Origin of the sequence: Phytoactinopolyspora halophila (genome assembly GCF_003287285.1) — a bacterium.
In the GTDB taxonomy this organism is placed as follows: domain Bacteria; phylum Actinomycetota; class Actinomycetes; order Jiangellales; family Jiangellaceae; genus Phytoactinopolyspora_A; species Phytoactinopolyspora_A halophila.
Genome location: NZ_QMIG01000020.1, coordinates 1 through 21,580, shown reverse-complemented (window position 1 = coordinate 21,580; position 21,580 = coordinate 1). Strand labels below are relative to the sequence as shown.

Sequence of the window (21,580 nt, the reverse complement as noted above, 5' to 3'; positions counted from 1 at the left end):
GGTGCCCTCCGGCCCCGCATAGGATAGAAGACGGCCCACCCCCTACCGCCGAGCGGTCTGGGGCACTGCCGCCTGTCCACGAAACGAGGATCATGAGACTCACTGGACTCCTGCACGCCTTGCTCGACGACGCCGGCGACTCGGCGCTACGTTCGGCCGTCGCAGACGCGCGGCACGGTGCGGTCAGCACTCTGGATCTCACCGCACCGCCGTCGATGCGCCCGTTCGTCGTGGCGGCGCTCTCCGACGCGTCCGTGGGAGCCGACCGGCCGGTCCTGGCCGTCACGGCAACGGGGCGCGAGGCCGAGGATCTGGTGACAGCGTTGCGATGCCTGCTACCCGACGACAGCGTGGTCGAGTACCCCGCGTGGGAGACGCTCCCGCATGAGCGGCTTTCACCGCGCAGCGACACCGTGGGCCGACGGCTCGCGGTGTTGCGCCGGCTCGTGCACCCGGCCGAGGACGACACCCCGGTCAAGGTCGTGGTGGCGCCGGTACGAAGCGTGTTGCAACCTCAGGTTGCGGGACTGGCCGAGCTGCGTCCGGTGCGCCTGCGGGCCGGAGTCGAGGTCTCGCTCGAAGATGTGGTCGATCAGCTCGCTGCCGCCGCGTACTCCCGCGTCGATCTGGTGGAGCGGCGCGGCGAGTTCGCCGTGCGCGGTGGGATCGTCGACGTCTTCCCGCCCACCGAGGAGCACCCCGTGCGGGTCGATTTCTGGGGTGACTCGATCGAGGAGATCCGCTACTTCACCGTGGCAGATCAGCGCTCCGCCGGCCCGGTCGAACACGGATTGTGGGCGCCGCCCTGCCGCGAGCTCTTGCTGACCGACAAGGTCCGGGAGCGCGCCGCGGCGCTGTCCGAGCAGCACCCGGAGCTCGCCGAGATGCTGGACAAGATCGCCGCCGGGGTGGCGGTCGAAGGGATGGAGTCGCTCGCTCCCGTGCTGGTGGACGAGATGGAGCTGCTCGTCGACCTCTTGCCCGCCGGCAGCCACGTCGTGACCTGCGATCCGGAGCGCATCCGGTCTCGCGCTCACGATCTGGTCGCCACCAGCCAGGAGTTTCTCGACGCGTCGTGGGCGGCCGCTGCCGCTGGCGGGACGGCGCCCATCGATCTGGGTGCCGCCGCGTACCGCACGCTCGCTGACGTGCGCGCACACGCGATCGAGCTCGGCCTGCCGTGGTGGAGCATCAGCTCGTTCGGCCTGGACAGCGAGGCCGGATCCGCGACCGACGCGAGCACGACCGGCACGACCGACACGACTGGCACGACCACGACCGAAGCTCTCGACGCGGAGCTCTACGGGGTCGATCTGGGTGACGAGATGGTCGAGGCCGGCGCGGTGCAGACGCGGGGGGTGACGGCCAAGCCGGCGGAGACCTATCGCGGGGACACTGCCCGCGCGCTCGCCGATGTCAAGGGATGGCTGGGGAGCGGGGGCCGCGTCGTCGTGATCACCGGCGGCCACGGGACCGCCATGCGGGCCGTCGAACTGTTCGGCGAGGCCGAGGTGCCAGCGCGCCTGATCGAGGATCTCGACGCCGCTCCGGAGCCCGGAATCGTTCACGTGACCACCGGGACGCTGCAGCACGGGTTCATCGCCGACGACGCCGGCCTGATCGTGCTGACTGAGGACGATCTCACCGGGCAGCGGGTCTCCGATAAGAGTGCGACTCGCATGCCGAGCCGGCGTCGGCACCAGGTCGACCCGTTGCAGCTGCAGCCCGGCGACTACATCGTCCACGAGCAGCACGGCATCGGCCGCTACGTCGAGATGACCAGCCGGACCGTGCAGGGCGCGGTGCGCGAGTACCTGGTCCTGGAGTACGCGGCAAGCAAGCGCGGCCAGCCACCCGACCGGTTGTACGTCCCCACCGACCAGCTGGATCAGGTCACCAAGTACGTCGGTGGTGATTCGCCGGGCCTGGATCGCATCGGCGGTTCGGACTGGGCCAAGCGCAAGGGTCGCGCCCGGAGCGCGGTCAAGGAGATCGCCGCGGAGCTGATCAAGCTCTATGCTGCCCGCCAGGCCGCACCCGGGCGGGCGTTCAGCCCGGACACGCCGTGGCAACGTGAGCTCGAAGACGCCTTTCCTTACGTCGAAACCGTCGACCAAGCCTCGACCATCAACGAGGTCAAGAGCGACATGGAGCGCACGGTGCCCATGGACCGCGTGATTTGCGGTGACGTCGGCTACGGCAAGACCGAGATCGCGGTGCGTGCGGCGTTCAAGGCGATCCAGGAGGGCACCCAGGTCGCGGTCCTGGTGCCGACGACGCTGCTGGTGCAGCAGCACTTCGCGACGTTCACCGAGCGCTATGCCCAGTTCCCGGTGACGGTGAAGGCGCTCTCGCGGTTCCAGACCGACCAGGAGGCAGCCGAGGTCATCCGGGGGCTCGCCGAGGGCAGCGTCGACGTCGTCATCGGCACGCATCGCCTGCTCACCGGCGACGTCCGGTTCAAGGAACTTGGCTTGTTGATCGTCGACGAGGAGCAGCGGTTCGGCGTCGAGCACAAGGAGAAGCTCAAGCAGCTGCGAACGAACGTCGACGTCCTCACCATGTCGGCGACGCCGATCCCGCGCACGCTGGAGATGTCCATCACGGGGATCCGGGACATGTCGGTGATCGCCACGCCGCCCGAGGAGCGGCATCCCGTGCTGACCTATGTCGGCGGGTACGACGAGAAACAGCTCAGCGCGGCCATCCGGCGCGAGCTGATGCGCGAGGGCCAGGTCTTCTACGTCCACAACCGCGTGGACACCATCGAGAAGGTGACGGCTCGCCTGCGTGAACTCGTTCCCGAGGCCCGGGTGGCGGCGGCACACGGCCAGATGGGCGAGCACACGCTGGAGAACGTGATCACCTCGTTCTGGCAGCGGGAGATCGACGTCCTGGTGTGTACGACCATCGTGGAGACCGGTCTGGACATCTCCAACGCCAACACGCTGATCGTCGATCATGCCGAGCGGCTCGGCCTGGCCCAGCTTCACCAGTTGCGCGGCCGGGTCGGGCGGGGTCGTGAACGGGCGTATGCCTACTTCTTCTACCCGCGAGAGACACCGCTGACCGACGAGGCGCACGAGCGGCTAGCCACGATCTCGCAGCATTCCGATCTCGGTTCCGGCATGCAGGTGGCGATGAAAGACCTGGAGATCCGCGGCGCCGGAAACCTGCTCGGCGGCGAGCAGTCGGGCCACATCGCCGACGTCGGTTTCGACCTGTACGTGCGCCTCGTCGGGGAGGCGGTCGCCGAGTACCGTGGCGATGCCGAGGAAGGGCTGGCCGAGGTCCGGATCGACCTTCCGATCGATGCCCACATCCCGCACGATTACCTCGCCAGCGAGCGGCTGCGCCTGGAAGCCTACCGGCGGCTGTCGGAGGCGGCTGATGACGACGCGGTGGCGGCGGTCCGGGAGGAGCTGCAGGATCGGTACGGGCCGCCACCCGAACCGGTGGACAACCTGCTGGCGATCGCACGGTTCCGGGCCAAGGCACGGCGCGCCGGGCTGAGCGAGGTGACGTTGCAGGGGAACTACGTGCGTTTCGCCCAGGTCGAGCTCGCGGACTGGCAACGTGCACGCCTCCAGCGCCTGTACCCGAAGGCTCTGATCAAGGACGCCGTACGCACGATGCTGGTGCCGCGGCCCGCGACCGCCACGATCGGTGGTACCCCGCTGCGCGGCATGGAACTGCTCGCGTGGGTGGACAAGGTGGTGGACGACATCCTGGTTCACGAGCCGGCACCGGCGTGATCGTGGCTCGCGATGCCGGAAGCGCCACGGGAAGCGGGGATGGCACCCGAGCCCGAGTGAGCCCGGATAGGTAAGATGCACGGTGGTCCGACGTCGATGGACGACCTTGACGATGATGACGAAGAGGAAAGCAGTGTCGAACTCCCGCTGGTCTCGCCAGTCTTGCCGGTTCCTTGTCGTGCCAGCCGTCGCGGCGGTCGTCGCTGCGCTCGCCGCGTGCGACCCCGCGCAGGTCGGTGCCGCGGCCACGGTTGACGGTGAACGTCTCAGCGTCTCCGGCCTGCAGGAGCAGGTCGACGAGGTGATCGAGGTGCGCAACGCCGCGATCGAGGAACACGACCTGCCACTTCAGCCGCTCGGGGCCGGTGACGACACCGCGGAGATCCAGCAAGAGCTCTTGAGCCGCTGGGTGATCAACCGGTTGTACGAGGATCTGGCGGCGGAGTCGGGTATCGAGATCACCGAGGCCGATGTCGACGATTTTCTGGAGCAGTTCGCCGAGCAGTTTCCCGACGGTGACATGACCGCGTTCCTCGCCGAGCAGTCGTTCACCGAGGAGCTGCTGCGCACGGAGGCCCGTACGGCGCTCATCTCGCAAGAGATCACGTCTGCCGAGGGCGGTCAGCAAGCGGCGCAGGAAATGCTCCAGTCTGCTGTCGCGGAGAAGGACATCGAGATCAACCCCAGGTACGGGGAGTGGACGGCGGAGCAGGGGTTCGTCCCCGAGAGCGGGTCGGTCTCGAAGCCGTTCGAAGAAGAGCCGGCGGGCGAGAATGAGCTCCCTGTCGAGCAGTGACCCGGGCCGGCCGGGGACGAGTGAGGCGCCGACCGGAGAGCGCCTGCTCGATCTGGTCCGCGTGATGGACCGGCTCCGCTCGCCGGGCGGGTGCCCGTGGGATGCGGAGCAGACGCATCGAAGCCTGGCCACCTACCTGCTCGAAGAGGCGTACGAAACGCTCGAGGCGATCGAAGCCGGTAGCGACACGGACCTTCGAGAAGAGCTTGGTGACCTGCTGTTGCAGGTCCTGTTCCATGCCCGGATCGCCGAGGAGCGCGCGGACGATCCGTGGTCCATCGACGATGTCGCCGCCGGCATCGCCGAGAAACTCGTCCGGCGCCACCCGCACGTGTTCGGCGACGCCGACGCTCCCACCGCCGCTCACGTCGAGGGCCGCTGGGAAGCGATGAAGCGTGCCGAGAAACAGCGGTCGTCGGCGGTTGACGGCGTCCCTCTGGCGCAGCCGGCGCTCTCCCTGGCCACCAAGGTGCTGAACCGGGTGGAGCGGTCGGAGCTGGACGTCGCGGTGCCGGAATCGACCGTGCCCGAGCTGACCTGCGCCGAGGACGTGGGCGATCACCTGATGGGCGTGGTGAACGCCGCGCGCCAGCAGGGTATCGATCCCGAGCAGGCGCTCCGTGATGCGACGCGCCGCCACATCGACAGGGTGCGCGAGGCGGAGTCAGCGTCCACTCCCGCCTCCCGGCAGCCGTAGGGCCGCGAGCAGAAGGGTCCGCTGGCCGGCGATAAAGAACCGACATCGTCGAGACTATGACCTCGACAATGTCGGTTCGTTATCCTCTGATCAGGTGGGGGAACGGCCGTGCCAGGACTCCCACAGCTTGGCGTAGGCACCGCCGTGCTCGACGAGTTCGTGGTGGCTGCCGAGCTCGCTGATCCGGCCCTCCTCCACGACGCCGACGCGATCGGCGTCGTGCGCGGTGTGCAGCCGGTGTGCGATGGCGACGACGGTCCGCCCGTGCAGGACGGCGGAGAGTGAGCGTTCCAGGTGCCGCGCCGCGCGCGGATCCAGCAGCGACGTCGCCTCGTCCAGCACCAGCGTGTGCGGGTCAGCGAGCACGATCCGGGCCAGCGCGATCTGCTGTGCCCGGGCCGGGCCCACGGAGTGACCACCGGAGCCCACCACCGTGTCGAGGCCGTCGGGTAGCGCGTCGGCCCACTCCCGCGCGTCCACCGCGTCGAGCGCCTGCCGTAACTCGTCGTCGCTGGCCGACGGGGCGGCGAGGGCGAGGTTGTCGCGTAGCGTGCCGACGAACACGTGGTGTTCTTGGGTGACCAGCACCACCTCGCGGCGGAGCTGGTCGAGTTCCAGCGCCACCAGCTCGACGCCGCCCACCGCGACCCGCCCGGCCCGCGTGGGGTGGATTCCGGCCAGCAGCCGGCCCAGCGTCGACTTGCCCGCGCCAGATGGACCCACCATGGCCAACCGCTCGCCTGGCCGCAGCTCGAGCGACACACCGTGCAGGACGTCCTGGCCGTCGACATAGGCGTAGCGCACATCGTCGGCGTGGATATCCTCCCCATCCGGAGCGGCTCCGGTGGGCTCGCGGTCGTCGGGTACCTTGGCCACTCCGACCACGCGGGCGAGCGACGACGTGCCCACCTGAAGCTCGTCGAGCCAGGACACGAGCCGGTCGACGGGATCCACGATCTGCACCATGTACAGCACGACCGCAGCGACCTGCCCGACGGTGGCCCACCCGGCAGAGGCGAGCCAAGCACCCCAGGCCAGCGTGGCCGCCACGGGCAGCACATAGGACAACTCTGCCGTCGGGAACCAGACACTGCGCAGGAACAGGGTGCGGCGCTCGGTGGCGTATGCCTCCGCCAGGTCGGATTCGGTGCGCCGGACCCGGACGCCGGCAAGCCCCAGGTTCTCGATCGTGCGTGCCGCGTCGACCGTCTCGGTCACGGTGCCATCCAGCGTCGCGTATGCGGCGCGTTCCCACAGGTAACCCTGCCGGGCTCGGTTGAGATACCACCGGGTACCGGCGTAGAGCAGCGGCCCGCCCACGATGGCTCCCGCCGCGACAAACGGACCGGTCAGGATCGCGGCCGCCAGGGTCAGCACCGTGGTGACGATCGCGATGAGGATCTCCGGCACGGCGAACCGCACGGTCCGTGCCAGTGCATCGATATCCCCCGTGGTCCGGGCGATGAGGTCGCCGGTACCAGCGCGTTCCACGGTGGACAGCGGCAACCGGAGAATGCGGGCGATGAACGTCTCACGCAGCTCGGCGAAGACCTTCTCGCCCAGCACGAGCGAGCGGCGGACCGCCGCGCGGGTGAACAGCGCCTGGGCGAGGATGCACGCGGCGAGCGTGGCGGCGAGAACATCGATCCGGGTGGTGCTGGTGCCGTTGGCCACCGCGTCGACCATCGTGCCGAGCAGGAACGGCCCGGCCAGCCCCAGCGCGGCCGCGATGACGTGCAGGGAGAGCGCGAGGCTCAGCGGCCCGCGGTGCTGCTGGAAAAGCTCGCCGGCTTCGGCCCGCACCTCACCCGGAGAGGCGACGGGTAGCTTCATGCCATCTCCTCCTCTCGGGTCACGGTGTAGCGGTAGCCGGGGATGTCGAGAAGCTCGTGATGCGTTCCGGTGGCGGCGACGCGGCCGGCAGCGAGCCAGACGACGGTGTCGGCATGCGCGAGCACTAGCGGGCTCGCGGTGGCGATGACCGTGGTCTTGCCCGCTCGCATGGTGGCGAGCCGTTCGGCGATGGCGACCTCGGTGTGGGCGTCGACGGCGCTGGTGGGCTCGACGAGAATCAAGATCTCCGGGTCTGTCAGCAGGACTCGCGCCAGTGCCACGCGTTGGCGTTGCCCACCGGACAGGGAACGGCCGCGTTCCTCGACCGGCGAGTCGAAACCCTCGCGTAGCGTCTCCAGGATGTCCTCGCCGGACGTCACCGTCATGACGTGACGAAGGGATTCGTCGTCGTGGCACTCGTGCGGGTCGAGGTTGGACCGCAACGTGCCGGTGAACAACGCGGGTTCGGGGTCGCCGACGACGATGCGACGGCGAACCTCGGTGAGGGGAAGGTGATCGAGGGGAGAGCCGCCGAGCTCGACGCCGGTGCCGGGCACGAGCCGGCCGAGCCGGTCGGCCACGGCGGCGGTGACAGCGGGGTCGTCGGCCACCAGCATCGTGAGCGTCCCGGGTTCGACCCGCAGGCCGGTGACGGTGTCCACGAGCATGCCCCTGGGTGCGCCGTCGGGTTCGAGGTCATCAGCCGGGAGTCCTGCGTTCGGTTTTCCGTTCGTTCGCGGCTCGCCGGGAGCGGCAGCGTCGCTGTCGCTGTTGGTGCTGGCTGGTGGCGGGGCATCGGGAACGTCGTGGACGTCGCGATCGACCGTCAACACGGCGATCACGCGTCGTGATGCCACGAGTGCGCGGGCCGTGGCGAAAGCCATCTCGCCGGCCGTCCGTACCGGAATCACAAGGAAGAACGCGAATCCGTACATGGCGACGAGTGCACCGGGAAGGATCGTCCCGCTGAGCACGAGGCGTGCGCCGACCCAGGTGAGCGCGACGAGGAAGATTCCCGGCAGCAGCACCAGCGTGGCGTCGAGCAGCGCGTGGGTGCCGGCGAGCCGGTTGCCCGCGGCTCGCACCCGTTCCGAGCGTTGCGCGTATCGGCCGAGGAAGACCTGTTCACCACCGATGCCGCGCAGCACGCGAAGCCCGGCCACCGTGTCCGCTCCCAGCGCGGTGAGGTGGCCCAGCGCCTCGCGTTGCTGGCGCTGGCGGTTCTGCAGCGGGCGGATCAGGGGCGAGGTCGCGGCCACCAGCACCGGCACACCGATGAGCACGATCAGGCCGAGGGGTGGAGAGATGCCGAGGACGATGCCGGACACCACGATGTAGGAGGCGATCGAACCGGCGAACCGGGAGACCACCTCGAAGGTGTGGCCGATGTGCGGCGCGTCGCTGGACGCGGTCGCGACGACCTCGCCCGTGGGCATCGCGTTGGGCACGGCCGGGCCGGTACGCGCGGTGTGCCGGGTCACGACCTGCATGGTGCGAAACGCCGCGTACAACCAATTGGCCACGGCCACACGGTGGCGTACCGCTCCGACCAGCGCCTGGACGGCGCCGAGCCCGGCGATGACGAGAGCCCAGCGGACGGCCGAGCCGGTGTCGTCGGCGGCGATGCCGTCGACCCCGCGACCGATGGCCCACGGGATGAGGGCTTGCGCCACCATCCAGATCATGCCGTAGACGGTGGCGAGCGTGATCACACCGATCTGGCCGCGCGCGATCCAGAGGAGGAACCGCGACGGCGAGCGGAGATCGGGCTGGCCCGGATCGGCATAGGGCAACGTGCGCACGGTCTTACGTTACGGACCGATAACGCAGCGTCGCACGCGAATTTTTCCCCCCTTTTTTCGATGATCATGAACACTTACCTGGCCATATGGCCAGGTAAGTGTTCATGATCATCGAAAAAAGGGGGGGTCACAACTTGGCGATGGGTGCGTAGCGCAGCATCAGCGTCTTGAGGCCCTCCGCGCCGAAGTCGACGGTGACCTGTGCTTGATCCCCGCTGCCCGCCGTGGCCACGACCTTGCCGAGCCCGAACGCGTCGTGGTTCACCCGATCTCCAGTGGTGAGCGCGGGCATCGGACGGCTCGTGGACGCGGCGCCGCGGGTGGGCGCGGGGCGCGTCCAGCGTGCCTGGTCTTCCTCGGTGCGTCGCCAGTCGATGAGCTCGTCGGGAAGTTCGAGCAGGAACCGGGACGCGGGATTGTGGCTGGGAGTTCCCCATGCGCTGCGAACGATGGCACGGGAGAGGTAGAGACGCTCGCGAGCCCGGGTGATGCCGACGTAGGCCAGGCGGCGTTCCTCTTCGAGTTCGCGCTGCTCGCCGAGCGAGCGCTGGTGGGGAAAGACGCCGTCTTCCAGGCCGGTGAGGAAGACTACCGGAAATTCGAGGCCCTTGGCGGTGTGCAGGGTCATCAGCGTGACGACGCCGTCGTGGTCTTCGCCTTCGGGGATGTCGTCGGCATCGGCCACCAGGCTGACCCGTTCGAGGAAGCCGGTGAGCGTGTCGACCGCCTCGTCGGTCGCCTCGGCGTCATACTCGGTGGCCACGGCGATCAGCTCGCGCAGGTTCTCCGCCCGAGTCTCGTCTTGCGGATCGTCGGACTCGCTGAGTTCGGCGAGGTAGCCGGTACGTTCGAGCACGGTTTCGAGGGTGGTGGCCGGGTCCGCCTCCGCGGCGAGTTCGCGGAGCTCGTCGGCGAGGGACACGAAGTTCTCGATCGCCTTCACCGAGCGGGTGGCGATCCCTGGAGCGTCCCTGGCCTGGCGCAGCGCCTGCCAGAAGGTGATGCGCTCACGTTGCGCCAACGCGTCGATCATCGCCTCGGCTCGCTCGCCGATCCCGCGTTTGGGAACGTTCAGGATGCGCCGCAGGGACACGGTGTCTTCCGGGTTGGCGAGGAAGCGGAGGTAGGCGAGCGCGTCCTTGATCTCGCGCCGCTCGTAGAACCGCACGCCGCCGACCACCCGGTAGGGCAACCCGACCCGGATGAGGACTTCCTCCATGGACCGTGACTGGGCGTTGGTGCGATAGAAGACGGCGACGTCTCCGGGAGTGGCCAGCCCTTCATCGGACAGTCGATCGATCTCCTCGGCGATGAATTGCGCCTCGGCATGTTCGTCGTCGGCGACGTAGCCCACGATCTTCTCGCCGTCACCGCCGTCGCTCCACAGCCGCTTCGGCTTGCGGCCCGAGTTGTGCGAGATCATGGTGTTCGCCGCGGACAGGATTGTCTGCGTGGAGCGGTAGTTCTGCTCCAGGAGCACGACCTGGGCGTTGGGGAAGTCCTTCTCGAACTCCTCGATGTTGCGGATCGTGGCGCCACGGAACGCGTAGATCGACTGGTCGGCATCGCCGACGACGCACAGCTCGGCCGGGCCGACAGAGGCCGGGCCGACGGAGCCGGCAGCCGCGCCAGCATCCGAGCCGGCACCGGATGCGGGTGCGGTGGCACCCGGCGCGCCCACGAGCTCGCGGATCAGTACGTACTGGGCATGGTTCGTGTCCTGGTACTCGTCTACCAGGATGTGCCGGAACCGGCGGCGGTAGTGTTCGGCGACCTCGGGGAAGGCCTGCAGGAGGTTGACCGTGGTCATGATGAGATCGTCGAAGTCGAACGCGTTGGCGCTGGCCAGCCGCTGCTGATAGAGGGCATAGGCCTCCGCGACCTGGCGTTCGTAATGGCTGGATGCCTGTTCGGCCGCGGTCTCGTGATCGATGAGCTCGTTCTTGTAGTTGCTGACCGCCGCGCTGAAGGCGCGCGGCGGGTAACGGCGTGGATCGAGCTCCAGGTCCCGGCAAACGAGGGTCATGAGCCGCTGCGAGTCGGCTTGGTCGTAGATGGAGAACGACGACGAGAAGCCGAGGCGCTTCGCCTCCCGGCGCAAGATACGTACGCACGCGGAATGGAACGTCGACACCCACATGATGCCGGCGCGGCGCCCGACCAGCTCGGTGACCCGGTCTTTCATCTCGCCGGCCGCCTTGTTGGTGAAGGTGATGGCGAGGATGGAGCCGGGATGAACGTCGCGTTCGGCCAGGAGGTAGGCGATCCGGCGGGTAAGGACCCGGGTCTTGCCGGATCCGGCTCCCGCGACGATGAGCAGCGGCGGGCCCTCGTGCGTGACAGCCTCGCGTTGCTGAGCGTTGAGCCCTTCGAGGATGGACGCGGCGTCCGTGCGCCGGCGCTCCTCGCGGTCCTCTCCCGTGCCGGAGTGGGAACTCGTCTCAGGTGAAGCGGACGTGGCCGGGGACAGTGTGGTCTGTTCGGTCGGTGCGCTCATCGTGTCCTCTAGCCTATGTTCCGTGACCGACAACGACGATTCCATCTGGCCCTGCGCGCCGGGCGAGTCCGAGACGGAATCGCCGCGATCATAACCCCGGCTGAGCTCACCAGAAGACGGCGACGAGCACGTTGGCCACGGCCAGCCCGAACACGGTGAAGTAGACGCCGTCCGGAATGGTCGGGCGCTTCTCGTTGATCAGCGCGACGACGGCGATGACCAGTGCCACCAGGAGCTTCACACCAACCTTGGCGTGGTTGGGATCCCGGTCCAAGGAGTCGACCATCTCCTGCATCCCGACGAGGATCAGGCCGGTCAGCACCTGGACCAATGCACCGTGGATGATCGCGCGATTGATCTGGCGCTCGCCCCGTGCCTTCATCTGGACGAGCGCGCCGCCGATGAGGCTGGCGAGGCCGAGGAAGTGCAGGGCGACCACGATGTTGTAGAGGAACTCCATCGTCATCCTTTCGGTACGGGGTCAGGGAGCACGCTACTACACATCGTCGTATCGGTCTCGCATCCCTCGCCCTTTGCTGATCATCAACGATTGCCTACATGGGCATGTGCACGTTCGGCGACGATCATGTGGGCTGCGAACGAGGGGCGAGCCAATCACGCAGCAGTTCGAGAAAGTCGTCGGGGCGTTCCATCGACGGCAGGTGGGCGACACCTGGCCAGACGACATGACGCGCGCCGTCGATCCCGTCGGCCACCCGCCGCGCCGCGTCGTGGATCGCCTGAAGATCGAGTGCGCCTACCAGGACCAGGGTGCGTGCTCGGATTTCGGCAAGCCGATCGAGCGAACGCACGTAGTTCAGGTGTCGGCTCGTCGATGAGTGATCCACCCGGCCCGCTGAGCAGCAACGAGTCCACGAGCTCTGGCCGTGTCAGCGCGACCTCGACGGCTACGCCAGCACCGAACGAGGCACCTACCACGTGGCATCGTTCGATACCGAGCGCGTTCACCGTGTCGAGAAAGTCGTCAACCGGGGAAAGCGCCCCCTGAGGACGGGCCGCCGTGGCGCTGCTAGATCAACCGGCGATCGGTTGCCCACCGGGTCAGCTCGTAGCGGTTGGAGAGCTGTAGCTTGCGCAGCACCGCAGACACGTGAGTCTCCACGGTCTTGACGGAGATGAACAGCTCCCTGGCGATTTCCTTGTAGGCGTAGCCGCGTGCGATGAGCCGCAGTACCTCGCGCTCGCGCTGGGTCAGGGCATCCAGATCATCGTCCACCGTGGGTGCCGGCGAACCGGCGAAGGCGTCGAGCACGAAGCCGGCGAGACGAGGCGAGAACACGGCATCGCCGTCGGCGACGCGGACGATCGCGTCGACCAGGTCGTCACCGGTGATCGTCTTCGTGACGTATCCCCGGGCCCCGGCACGGATCGTGCCGATGACGTCTTCGGCGGCGTCCGAGACGGAGAGCGCGAGGAACTTGACGTCGGGAACGCGCGAGTGCAGCTGGTGAAGCACCTCGACACCGCCGCCACCCGGCAGGTGCACGTCGAGCAACACCACTTCGGGCTGAAGTTCGGCAACGACCCGGATCGCCTCGGCGGTGTCGGCGGCCTCGCCGACGACGTGGACCCGATCCGAATTCTGGGCGAGCTCGGCGCGCACGCCCGTGCGGAACATCGCGTGGTCGTCCACCAGAGCCACCCGGACGGGCTCGGCACGCTGGCGTTCGCTCTCGCGGCTGTTCGGTTCGGTCACGTTGCCTCCGTCTTCGGTCACAGTAACGCTCCTCGTCACATTACGGCATCGTGGTCAGCCTGACTTCGGTTCCGACGTCGGGCTCGGAACGGATCTGCGCGGAGCCCCCGTGGCGACGCATCCGATCGATGATCGAATGTCGTACGCCCAGGCGGTCGTCGGGTATCTGCTCCGGGTCGAATCCGCTTCCCCGATCGCGGACGAACACGTCGATGCCGTCCTCGGTGGCTTCGAGGTAGATATCGATCTTCTGCGCGCCGGAATGCTTGGCCGCGTTGACGGCGGCTTCCCGCGCGGCCTGAATGATCGCTCGCCCAAGGTCGTCCAAAGGGGCATCGCCAACGGTGACCACCTCGACCGGCACGCCGAAGTCCTCCTCGACTTCCGTGCCGGTCGTGGAGAGTGCAGCGGCCAGGGAGGATTCCTCGTCGCCGCTCTGGTCGCCGTACAGCCAGGAGCGCAGATCGCGTTCTTGCCGCCGGGCCAGGCTGACGACGGCGCGGGGATCGTGTGCCTGTTTCTGGATCAAGGCGAGTGTCTGGAGCACCGAGTCGTGCAGGTGCGCCGCCATGTCGGCGCGTTCCTGGGAGACGATCCGTTCCCGCCGCTCGGCGTCAGCGGTACGCCACAGTTTCCACAACCAGGGCCCGATGATCAGCCCGAGGCCGACGAGCAGGACCACGATCCCGGCCAGCGCGTCGAGCATCGCTGCGAGCTGGCCCTGGCCCATAAGGAACACGCCGACGCCGAGGACCACGATGACGACTCCCGCACCGAGCCGGAGTACCGCGAGCCAGCCTCCCCCTTCGGTGATGGCCGTGAGCCACGGTGCGCGCTCCGGGTGGGCTGTCGCGCGGCGTTCATCGTGCTCGATACCACGCCAGACCAGCGCCAGGCCGACTGCGGTGAGCAGGAGTGGGAAGGCGACCTCCGCCCGGAGCCCGAGCGGTGTCTGCCCGAGGATGAGAAACGCTCCGAGCCCGAGAAGGAGAATGGCGGCGAGCTGGCCGAGGTCTCCGCGGCGGGCGGACAGCGGGTGACCGGCGGATCGCCAGCGCCTGCCCGCTCGGGATGCGGCGGCGATGCCGGCTGGCGACGCGTTCTCCTCCTGGCGTGCCACGTCGTCGGCGGACGGTGTGAAGATCCACAATGCCGCGTAGAGCACGACACCGAACCCCGAGATCCCGCTGAGAACGCAGAACGCGATGCGCACCGTGAGTGGCTGGATGCCGAAGTAGGTGGCGAGGCCACTGGCGACACCCCCGATGAGCCGGCCATCGGAGCCGCGGGCAAACCTGGGTGGTTCGGGCTCGCGATCCCGGTGTTCACGGCTACGCTCCGAGCTATCCGCATCACCCGCCCGGTCGGCGGACGGAGCGCGTGGTGCAACGGTCATTGTTCGATAGTCACACGTGTGCGCCTGCTCTGCCATGAGGGAAGACCCTGAGGCGCAGCCCCGAACCCCGGAGGAGGTGTGGGTGACGAGCACGATCGGGGCGCGATCAGGGGGATCCCTGATGGCTGGAAGCGATCGAACAGGGCACGATCGACATATGACCGAACAACCGCCGGACGCCTCGGCCAGCGAGGCCACCGCGACGACGCCGCCCGACCGGGACGAGGGATTTCGCGCGCTGCGCCGCAGCCGGGACGATCGTGTCGTAGCGGGCGTGCTCGATGGTCTCGGCCGCAAACTGGGTATCGACCCGATGATCTTGCGGATCGTCACCGCCGTGCTCGCGGTGTTCGGTGGCGTGGGTATCGCGATCTACGCACTCGCCTGGCTGCTGATTCCCGCCGAGGGGGATCAGGCATCCGTTCTCGAACAGGCGATTGGACGGGACGAGGTCCGGGACGCTGCTGCGGTGCCGCTCGCGCTCGCCCTGGGAGCGATCACCTTGATCTCGGCGGTAGTGATCATCGGCGGGTCGTTCAGCAGCCTGGTCTTGCTGACCCTCGCCGGATTCGGGCTGTACGTGCTGGTCAAGCGGCATGGTGAGGCGGGTGATCCGGGTGCCGCTGGGCATGCGCGTAGTTCCGGCGACGCGGGGTGGATACCGGGCGCGGACCGTCCGGCGGACGACGAGCGCGAACCCGGCAGCCAGCTGGATGGCGGCCGTGCGCCCGAGCGGGTGTGGGAAGGCACGGCAGCTCGAGATGCTACCGAAGCGGAGCGCGCCGAACCCGAGCGTGCCGAAGCGGAGCGTGCTGAATCCGGGCGTGCTGAACCCGAACGCTTCGAACCCGAGCGGACCCCGGCCGAGCCGGTGAGCTGGACATCCCGGGCGCAGTCGCCGGTGTACTCGAGCGGCTGGCCAGAGGGTCCGGACTGGAACGTTCCCGGTGGTCACACGGGCTATGACGGCGTGTACCGGGCGCCGGAGCAGGCGCCGTTCTCAGCCGGGCCGGACGGCAGAGGTGCGGACACCGGTGATGATCCGGAACGGACCGGGCCAGCGCTGGGCTGGCTGACGTTTTGCGTATCACTCGTGTCGGTGGGCGTGCTGGCATTGTTCGATGCGTCCGGCGCGCTCGATCCCGGCGCGCTGTATCTCGTGATGCCGCTGGGCGTGATCGCGATCGGATTGCTGGTGGGCACGTGGATCGGCCGTGCACGTTCGATGATCGGCTGGGGGATCGTGCTGACCGTGGCGCTGGTCCCCGGAACCCTCGTCGCGAACTGGGACACGCTGATGGGGCGACATGTCATGGTTGCCGAAGCAGATCCGGCCGCCTTGCCCGGCGAGCCGGTCAACCACGCCGTCGGGCAGCTGATCTACGACCTCTCCGCTCTGGAACTCGACGAGGGCCAGACGGTCGATCTCGAACTGCACCTTGCCGTGGGAAGCATGCAGATCATCGTGCCCGAGGACGTCGACGTCGCCGTAGACGGGAACGTGACCCTCGGCAACATGCAGGCTTTCGACGAGGCATACAGCGGATTCGGGCAGCAGCGGCAGATAATAGCGGAGGGACCGGCCGGCATCGATGGCGGAACCATCGAGCTCGACCTCGATGTCAGTGTCGGCAATATCCAGATCGAGCGCACGGATGAGGCCGGACCGGCCACCGACGACGGGGACAGCTCGCCGTTGCAGGACGAGGAGGCAGCGCGATGAAACGGCACGCTACGGACGTCACATCCCTCGTCTTCGGCCTGCTGTTTCTCAGCGTGTGCGGCCTGTGGTTCGCGGTGGAGTCTGGCGCCATGGAGCCTGACGGGCTCCGTATCGCGGGACCGATCGCGCTGGTGTCCATCGGGCTCGTGGGCATCGGTGCCTCACTCGTGCGGGCGCGCCGCGATCGCTAGCCGCCCGCCTCGCTCACTGGCCGCACAGCTCGCTCGCCCGGCCGTGCCGGGATCGTATCGAGGTGCTCGCCGCTGTCACTCCCACTCGATGGTGGCGGGTGGTTTGCTGGTGATGTCGAGCACCACCCGGTTGATCTCGGGTATCTCGTTGGTGATCCGGGTGGAGATCCTCTCGAGCAGCTCGAACGGCAGCCGCGACCAATCGGCCGTCATCGCGTCTTCGCTGCTGACCGGACGCAGGACGACCGGATGTCCGTAGGTGCGCCCGTCGCCTTGAACCCCTACCGAGTGCACGTCGGCGAGAAGGACCACCGGGAACTGCCAGACTTCCCGGTCGAGGCCGGCAGCGTGCAGCTCGGATCGGGCGATAGCGTCGGCGCGGCGCAACACCTCCAGCCGCTGTTTCTCGACGGCACCGATGATCCGGATGGCGAGCCCGGGACCGGGGAACGGGTGCCGCCACACGATGTCAGCGGGGATGCCCAGTTGCTCGCCCACGGCACGCACCTCGTCTTTGAATAGCCACCGCAGCGGCTCGACCAGCGTGAACTGGAGATCTTCGGGCAGGCCACCGACGTTGTGGTGACTCTTGATGTTCGCGGCGCCCTCGCCACCACCCGACTCGACGACGTCGGGATAGAGGGTGCCCTGCACGAGATACTCGACCTCGCTTCCCTCGGCGCCCGCCCTGGCCACGATCTCGCGTGCGGCTTCGTCGAAGGCGCGGATGAACTCCCGGCCGATGATCTTCCGCTTCTCCTCGGGATCTTCGACGTCCTTCAGCGCGATGAGGAAACGGTCGGCGGCGTCGACGACGTGCAAATCGACGCCGGTGGCGGCGACGAAGTCCTTCTCCACCTGCTCGGCCTCGCCCTCGCGGAGCAGGCCGTGGTCGACGAAGACACAGGTAAGCTGATCTCCGATGGCGCGCTGCACGAGGGCGGCCGCTACCGAGGAGTCGACGCCGCCGGACAGCCCGCACACCACCTGTTTGTCGCCGACTTGGGCCCGGATGGTCTCGACGGCATCGTCGACGATGTTGACCATCGTCCAGGTGGGGCGAACCTCGGCGAGATCGAAGAGGAAGTGCTCCAGTACCGCCTGGCCGTACTCCGTGTGCAGCACCTCTGGATGCCACTGGACACCCGCCAGCTTGCGCGAGGTGTCCTCGAAGGCCGCGACGGGCGTGCCGTCGCTTACCGCGAGGGTCTCGAATCCCGGCGGTGCGTGGGTCACCGCATCGTTGTGGCTCATCCACACGGCGACGTCGTCCGGCATGGTGCGCAGCAGGACGCCGGGTTCGGTGACGGCGAGAGGGGTGCGGCCGAACTCCGACATGCCGGTGCGTGCGACCTGGCCGCCGAGCGCCGAGGTCATCGCCTGGAAGCCGTAGCAGATCCCGAAGGCCGGGATATCCGCCTCGAACAGTGCGGGATCGACTCCGGGCGCGTCGTCGGCGTAGACGCTGGCCGGTCCTCCGGACAGAATCACGGCTCGCGGATTCTTCGCCAGCATCTCCGCCACCGGCATGGTGTGCGGGACGATCTCGGAGTAGACCTTGGCCTCGCGTACCCGCCGTGCGATCAGCTGGGCGTACTGGGCGCCGAAGTCGACGACTAGGACGGTGTCGTGCTCGTTCTCAGCCACTCTGTGACCCTACCTAACTCGTGTGCACCCGGTCGCGCAGGTGTCCGCGCGCAGGTGTCTCGACGGTGGTCTGCGGGCTGAAGTATTGCCCGTCGGGCCAGGAGATCGGGCAGGAAGTGGTGCGCGCGTGGCCCGCGCGCCGGGTGGAACAGCTTCGCGCCGCTGAGGTGCCGTCTGATGAACGCGTGAGGCCCGCGCGCCGGGGTGGGAACCCGGCTGTGCGGGGAGCGGGACTGCGACCCGCGCCATCACCTGTTCCCCGCCGATGTGGGACCGGGCTGCGCGGGGGTGGGACCCGGCTGGACGGTGTCGCCGAGGCTCTGTGATGATCAAGATCGAAAGATCGCGAGCCGTCCGCGGGCCTCGTGTTCTGCAGCCCGGTGATGGAAGGGAGAGGGATGCCGCTTCCGGCGAGGACCGGAATTGTTATTTGCCGTTATCGGATGACGAGAAATGTGACGGCTGGATTGTTCGTGTGTGAAATCTCACGATGAGAGATGGGGTCGTGACTTCTGATGCGACGAACATCCATGATCATTGTCAAGGGATGGCGGAGCAGCACGGTCAGGGGATGCCGATGACAGCGGAAGCGGCACGAAGCGCACGAGTTCTATTGGTCGGGAAGCGGGTTCGGGTACTTGACGAGCTCGGTCGATCGTTGCAGCACCTGGGCATGGAAGCGATCCAGGAGACGGATCTGGAACGGGCGCGGAACAGCATCGATGGCTCCAGCGTCGATGTCGTTGCGCTGGGGCGAGCGGTGCGGGGCGCAAAGCGTGAGGCACTCGTGTCCGCGTTGCGTGCACAAAATCCGTCGTTGAAAGTCGTCGACGGTTTGGCTCCGATACCTCAATTGCTCGTCGCGCAGATCCAGGAATCACTGAGTACACCGTCAGGTGATGCGCGAATTGTCAATAGCGCCGTGTATGAACAAGTGAATAATCGCGTTGTACTCATGATGCAAAGGTCGGCTGATGTCACTGTCACCATGCTTCGGCTCGATCTGATGCACCGGTTGCATCAGATGCCGATATTCGTCGGCAGGCTCGGTGACGGCCGGCAGAACATACCCATCGGACGCAAGATCGGCCGCGGGGAGCGTTTCCTCGTGGTCCAGGCCGACGAGCAGACCTCGGCGCACCAAGTGAACTAACCTCGCACTCCCCCTACCCGCTGATCATGAACACTAAGCGACCTATGTAGTCGCTTAGTGTTCATGATCAGCGGGTAGGGGGTGCATGGTGTGTGAAGTATCTCCTGGTGTGGGCATTTTCACGGTCGTACGCTGGCGGAGTAGCTACGGTTGGAGTCCGTCACCGGTGAACACGCCGATGTGATGGTCCGGCGGGACGGCACAGCGGGGGCGTGACCGCCGGAGGGCCGCGGTTCCCGTTCGGAAATAGAGGCGAACATGAGCGCGACAACGGAGTCTGGTCTGCCCATGGAGCCGGTCTACGGACCGAATGCGCTCGACGGCTGGGATCCTGACGAGCAATTGGGTGATCCTGGCGAGTTCCCGTTCACCCGCGGCGTGTATCCGACGATGTACACCGGACGAGCCTGGACGATGCGCCAGTATGCGGGCTTCGGTACCGCTGCCGAATCCAACCGGCGTTACCACCAGCTCGTTGAGGCCGGCACCGGAGGTCTGTCGGTGGCCTTCGACCTTCCCACCCAGATGGGATACGACTCGGATGCGCCGCTGGTCGCCGGCGAGGTCGGCAAGGTGGGCGTGGCCATCGACTCGATCGAGGACATGCGTGTCCTGTTTGACGGCATACCTCTGGACAAGGTCTCCACGTCGATGACCATCAACGCCCCGGCGTCGTTGTTGCTGTTGCTCTACCAGCTGGTGGCCGCCGAGCAGGGCGTGCCGGGCGACAAGCTCACCGGCACCATCCAGAACGACGTGCTCAAGGAGTACATCGCGCGCGGCACCTACATTTTCCCCCCGGCCGAGTCGTTACGGCTCGTCAGCGACGTCTTCGCGTACTGCCGCCGGGAGATCCCCCGCTGGAACATGATCTCCATCTCCGGCTACCACATGGCTGAGGCCGGTGCCACGCCCGCCCAGGAGGTGGCGTTCACCCTGGCGAACGCCCGGGAGTATGTCCGCACGGCGCTGTCGGCGGGCCTCGATGTCGACGAGTTCGCGCCCCGCCTGTCGTTCTTCTTCGTCGCCCGGACCGCGTTCCTCGAGGAGGTCGCCAAGTTCCGGGCCGCGCGGCGCATCTGGGCGCGGATGATGCGCGACGAGTTCGGCGCGCGCAATCCGAAGTCGCAGATGCTGCGCTTTCACACCCAGACCGCCGGCGTCCAGCTCACCGCCCAGCAGCCGGAAGTCAACCTGGTGCGGGTGGCCGTGCAGGCATTGTCCGCGGTGCTCGGAGGTACGCAGTCGCTGCACACCAACGCCTACGACGAGGCGATCGCGCTGCCCACGGAGAAGGCCGCTCGCCTGGCGTTGCGTACCCAGCAGGTGCTCGCGCACGAGACGGACGTGACCAAGACCGTCGACCCGTTTGCGGGCTCCTACGCACTCGAGTCGATGACCGACGAGCTCGAAGAGGCGGCGGTGGACCTGATGCAGCAGGTCGAGGATTTGGGCGGCGCCGTCGCCGCCATCGAGCAGGGTTTTCAGAAGACCGAGATCGAGCGTTCCGCCTATGCCACGGCACAGCAGATCGACTCGGGCGAGCGGGTCGTCGTCGGCCTGAACAAGTACGACACCGACGACGAGGAGCCGTACGAGCCGTTGCGGGTGGATCCGGCGCTTGAAGAGGCGCAGGTCGAGCGCTTGGCGAAGCTGCGCTCCAGCCGGGACGCCGCCGAGGTCGAGCGCACCCTGGCGGCGTTGCGCCGGGCGGCCGAGGGCTCGGAGAACGTGATGGACCCCATGCGTGCCGCGCTGGCGGCGCGGGCCACGGTCGGTGAGGTGTGCAGCGCCCTGCGCGAGGTCTGGGGCATGTACCAGCCGCCGGCCACCATCTGAGTGCGACGATGTACCCATGAGCCGACCCATCGACCGTGAGCCCATCGACTGGGAGGCGCTGCGGCAGGCTGCGGCCGAGGCGGCGGGGAGGGCGTATGCGCCGTACTCCGGCTTCGCGGTAGGCGCGTCGGCCCTCGTCGACGACGGGCGTGTGGTGACCGGTTGTAACGTCGAGAACGCGTCTTATGGCCTGACCCTGTGTGCCGAATGCGGGCTGGTCTCGGCCTTGGTCGCGTCCGGCGGCGGGAAGCTCGTCGCGTTCACCTGTGTCGGCGGTGACGATCGGGCCACGACCATGCCGTGTGGGCGTTGCCGTCAGCTGCTCTGGGAGCATGGAGGCGCGTCGTTGCTGGTGGAAACGCCACAGGGGGTGCTTGCCATGGACCAGGTGCTTCCGCAAGCATTCGACGCCCGCGAACTTTCCTGAGCCCCCGCCTCCTCCCGCTGATCATGAACACTAAGCGACTACATGGCGGGCTCAAGCGGTGCTTGCAACGTTCATGCTTAGCGGTGGAGGTGGGCGTTGATGGCGTC

The 21,580-nt window shown here is 67.7% G+C and carries 16 protein-coding genes and 1 pseudogene; 8 read left to right on the top strand and 9 right to left on the bottom strand.

Annotation, left to right across the window (positions count from 1 at the left end; genetic code table 11):
- Positions 1–92: 92 nt before the first annotated feature.
- The 3 genes from mfd (at position 93) to DPM12_RS16490 (ending at position 5,248) form a co-directional block, all read left to right on the top strand.
- Positions 93–3,755 carry a transcription-repair coupling factor gene (mfd, locus tag DPM12_RS16500; protein ID WP_112259446.1) on the top strand — a complete coding sequence of 1,221 codons (3,663 nt, stop codon included), beginning with the start codon at positions 93–95 and terminating at the stop codon, positions 3,753–3,755.
- Positions 3,756–3,888: 133 nt separating this feature from the next.
- Positions 3,889–4,551 carry a SurA N-terminal domain-containing protein gene (locus tag DPM12_RS16495; RefSeq protein WP_164465312.1) on the top strand — a complete coding sequence of 221 codons (663 nt, stop codon included), beginning with the start codon at positions 3,889–3,891 and terminating at the stop codon, positions 4,549–4,551.
- Positions 4,529–5,248 carry a nucleoside triphosphate pyrophosphohydrolase gene (locus DPM12_RS16490; RefSeq protein WP_112259444.1) on the top strand — a complete coding sequence of 240 codons (720 nt, stop codon included), beginning with the start codon at positions 4,529–4,531 and terminating at the stop codon, positions 5,246–5,248. Before DPM12_RS16495 ends, DPM12_RS16490 begins: the two co-directional genes overlap by 23 nt.
- A gap of 90 nt (positions 5,249–5,338) precedes the next feature.
- Here the strand turns inward: DPM12_RS16490 and DPM12_RS16485 are convergent, their stop codons facing one another.
- From DPM12_RS16485 to DPM12_RS16455, 8 genes and pseudogenes are all read right to left on the bottom strand, one after another.
- A complete protein-coding gene (locus DPM12_RS16485; protein WP_112259443.1) occupies positions 5,339–7,081 on the bottom strand; it encodes an ABC transporter ATP-binding protein in 1,743 nt (580 codons plus the stop codon).
- Complete coding sequence (locus tag DPM12_RS16480; protein WP_112259442.1) at positions 7,078–8,883, bottom strand: ABC transporter ATP-binding protein; 1,806 nt, start codon at positions 8,881–8,883, stop codon at positions 7,078–7,080. The genes DPM12_RS16485 and DPM12_RS16480 overlap by 4 nt, the downstream gene beginning before the upstream one ends.
- Positions 8,884–9,010: 127 nt before the next feature.
- The gene (gene pcrA / locus DPM12_RS16475) at positions 9,011–11,380 is read right to left on the bottom strand and encodes a DNA helicase PcrA (protein ID WP_112259499.1); all 2,370 of its coding nucleotides are present in this window, start codon (positions 11,378–11,380) and stop codon (positions 9,011–9,013) included.
- Positions 11,381–11,486: 106 nt separating this feature from the next.
- Positions 11,487–11,840 (bottom strand): hypothetical protein, encoded by a 354-nt coding sequence (locus tag DPM12_RS16470; protein WP_112259441.1) that lies wholly within the window; start codon positions 11,838–11,840, stop codon positions 11,487–11,489.
- A gap of 124 nt (positions 11,841–11,964) precedes the next feature.
- Positions 11,965–12,192, bottom strand: coding sequence for an alpha/beta fold hydrolase (locus DPM12_RS16465; protein ID WP_123788572.1), 228 nt, complete (start codon positions 12,190–12,192; stop codon positions 11,965–11,967).
- 13 nt (positions 12,193–12,205) lie between these two features.
- A pseudogene (locus DPM12_RS24360) lies at positions 12,206–12,352 on the bottom strand (alpha/beta fold hydrolase); the annotation flags it as partial.
- 58 nt (positions 12,353–12,410) lie between these two features.
- Positions 12,411–13,097: a response regulator gene (locus DPM12_RS16460; RefSeq protein ID WP_342778802.1), complete on the bottom strand. Its 687-nt coding sequence runs from the start codon at positions 13,095–13,097 to the stop codon at positions 12,411–12,413.
- A gap of 40 nt (positions 13,098–13,137) precedes the next feature.
- Positions 13,138–14,493 (bottom strand): ATP-binding protein, encoded by a 1,356-nt coding sequence (locus DPM12_RS16455; protein WP_112259438.1) that lies wholly within the window; start codon positions 14,491–14,493, stop codon positions 13,138–13,140.
- 157 nt (positions 14,494–14,650) lie between these two features.
- Here DPM12_RS16455 and DPM12_RS16450 point away from each other — a divergent pair, with 157 nt between their 5' ends.
- Positions 14,651–16,216: a PspC domain-containing protein gene (locus DPM12_RS16450; RefSeq protein ID WP_158542926.1), complete on the top strand. Its 1,566-nt coding sequence runs from the start codon at positions 14,651–14,653 to the stop codon at positions 16,214–16,216.
- Positions 16,213–16,407 carry a hypothetical protein gene (locus tag DPM12_RS16445; protein WP_112259436.1) on the top strand — a complete coding sequence of 65 codons (195 nt, stop codon included), beginning with the start codon at positions 16,213–16,215 and terminating at the stop codon, positions 16,405–16,407. Before DPM12_RS16450 ends, DPM12_RS16445 begins: the two co-directional genes overlap by 4 nt.
- A 75-nt stretch (positions 16,408–16,482) precedes the next feature.
- On the opposite strand, the gene guaA is transcribed toward DPM12_RS16445, so the two are convergent.
- Positions 16,483–18,054 carry a glutamine-hydrolyzing GMP synthase gene (guaA, locus tag DPM12_RS16440; protein ID WP_112259435.1) on the bottom strand — a complete coding sequence of 524 codons (1,572 nt, stop codon included), beginning with the start codon at positions 18,052–18,054 and terminating at the stop codon, positions 16,483–16,485.
- A gap of 547 nt (positions 18,055–18,601) precedes the next feature.
- On the opposite strand from guaA, the gene DPM12_RS16435 reads away from it, so the two are divergent.
- From DPM12_RS16435 to DPM12_RS16425, 3 genes are all read left to right on the top strand, one after another.
- The gene (locus tag DPM12_RS16435; RefSeq protein ID WP_112259434.1) at positions 18,602–19,207 is read left to right on the top strand and encodes a hypothetical protein; all 606 of its coding nucleotides are present in this window, start codon (positions 18,602–18,604) and stop codon (positions 19,205–19,207) included.
- A gap of 258 nt (positions 19,208–19,465) precedes the next feature.
- A complete protein-coding gene (locus DPM12_RS16430; protein WP_112259433.1) occupies positions 19,466–21,046 on the top strand; it encodes an acyl-CoA mutase large subunit family protein in 1,581 nt (526 codons plus the stop codon).
- A 16-nt stretch (positions 21,047–21,062) separates the two neighbouring features.
- Complete coding sequence (locus DPM12_RS16425) at positions 21,063–21,473, top strand: cytidine deaminase (RefSeq protein WP_112259432.1); 411 nt, start codon at positions 21,063–21,065, stop codon at positions 21,471–21,473.
- Positions 21,474–21,580: the final 107 nt, after the last annotated feature.

Bases quoted from the DNA above. Each gene is read 5' to 3' on its own strand.
- mfd (WP_112259446.1), top strand. From the start codon at position 93: ATGAGACTCACTGGACTCCTGCACGCCTTGCTCGACGACGCCGGCGAC.
- DPM12_RS16490 (WP_112259444.1), top strand. From the start codon at position 4,529: ATGAGCTCCCTGTCGAGCAGTGACCCGGGCCGGCCGGGGACGAGTGAG.
- DPM12_RS16485 (WP_112259443.1), bottom strand. From the start codon at position 7,081: ATGAAGCTACCCGTCGCCTCTCCGGGTGAGGTGCGGGCCGAAGCCGGC.
- pcrA (WP_112259499.1), bottom strand. From the start codon at position 11,380: ATGAGCGCACCGACCGAACAGACCACACTGTCCCCGGCCACGTCCGCT.
- DPM12_RS16470 (WP_112259441.1), bottom strand. From the start codon at position 11,840: ATGGAGTTCCTCTACAACATCGTGGTCGCCCTGCACTTCCTCGGCCTC.
- DPM12_RS16455 (WP_112259438.1), bottom strand. From the start codon at position 14,493: ATGACCGTTGCACCACGCGCTCCGTCCGCCGACCGGGCGGGTGATGCG.
- DPM12_RS16450 (WP_158542926.1), top strand. From the start codon at position 14,651: ATGACCGAACAACCGCCGGACGCCTCGGCCAGCGAGGCCACCGCGACG.
- DPM12_RS16445 (WP_112259436.1), top strand. From the start codon at position 16,213: ATGAAACGGCACGCTACGGACGTCACATCCCTCGTCTTCGGCCTGCTG.
- DPM12_RS16435 (WP_112259434.1), top strand. From the start codon at position 18,602: ATGGCGGAGCAGCACGGTCAGGGGATGCCGATGACAGCGGAAGCGGCA.
- DPM12_RS16430 (WP_112259433.1), top strand. From the start codon at position 19,466: ATGAGCGCGACAACGGAGTCTGGTCTGCCCATGGAGCCGGTCTACGGA.
- DPM12_RS16425 (WP_112259432.1), top strand. From the start codon at position 21,063: ATGAGCCGACCCATCGACCGTGAGCCCATCGACTGGGAGGCGCTGCGG.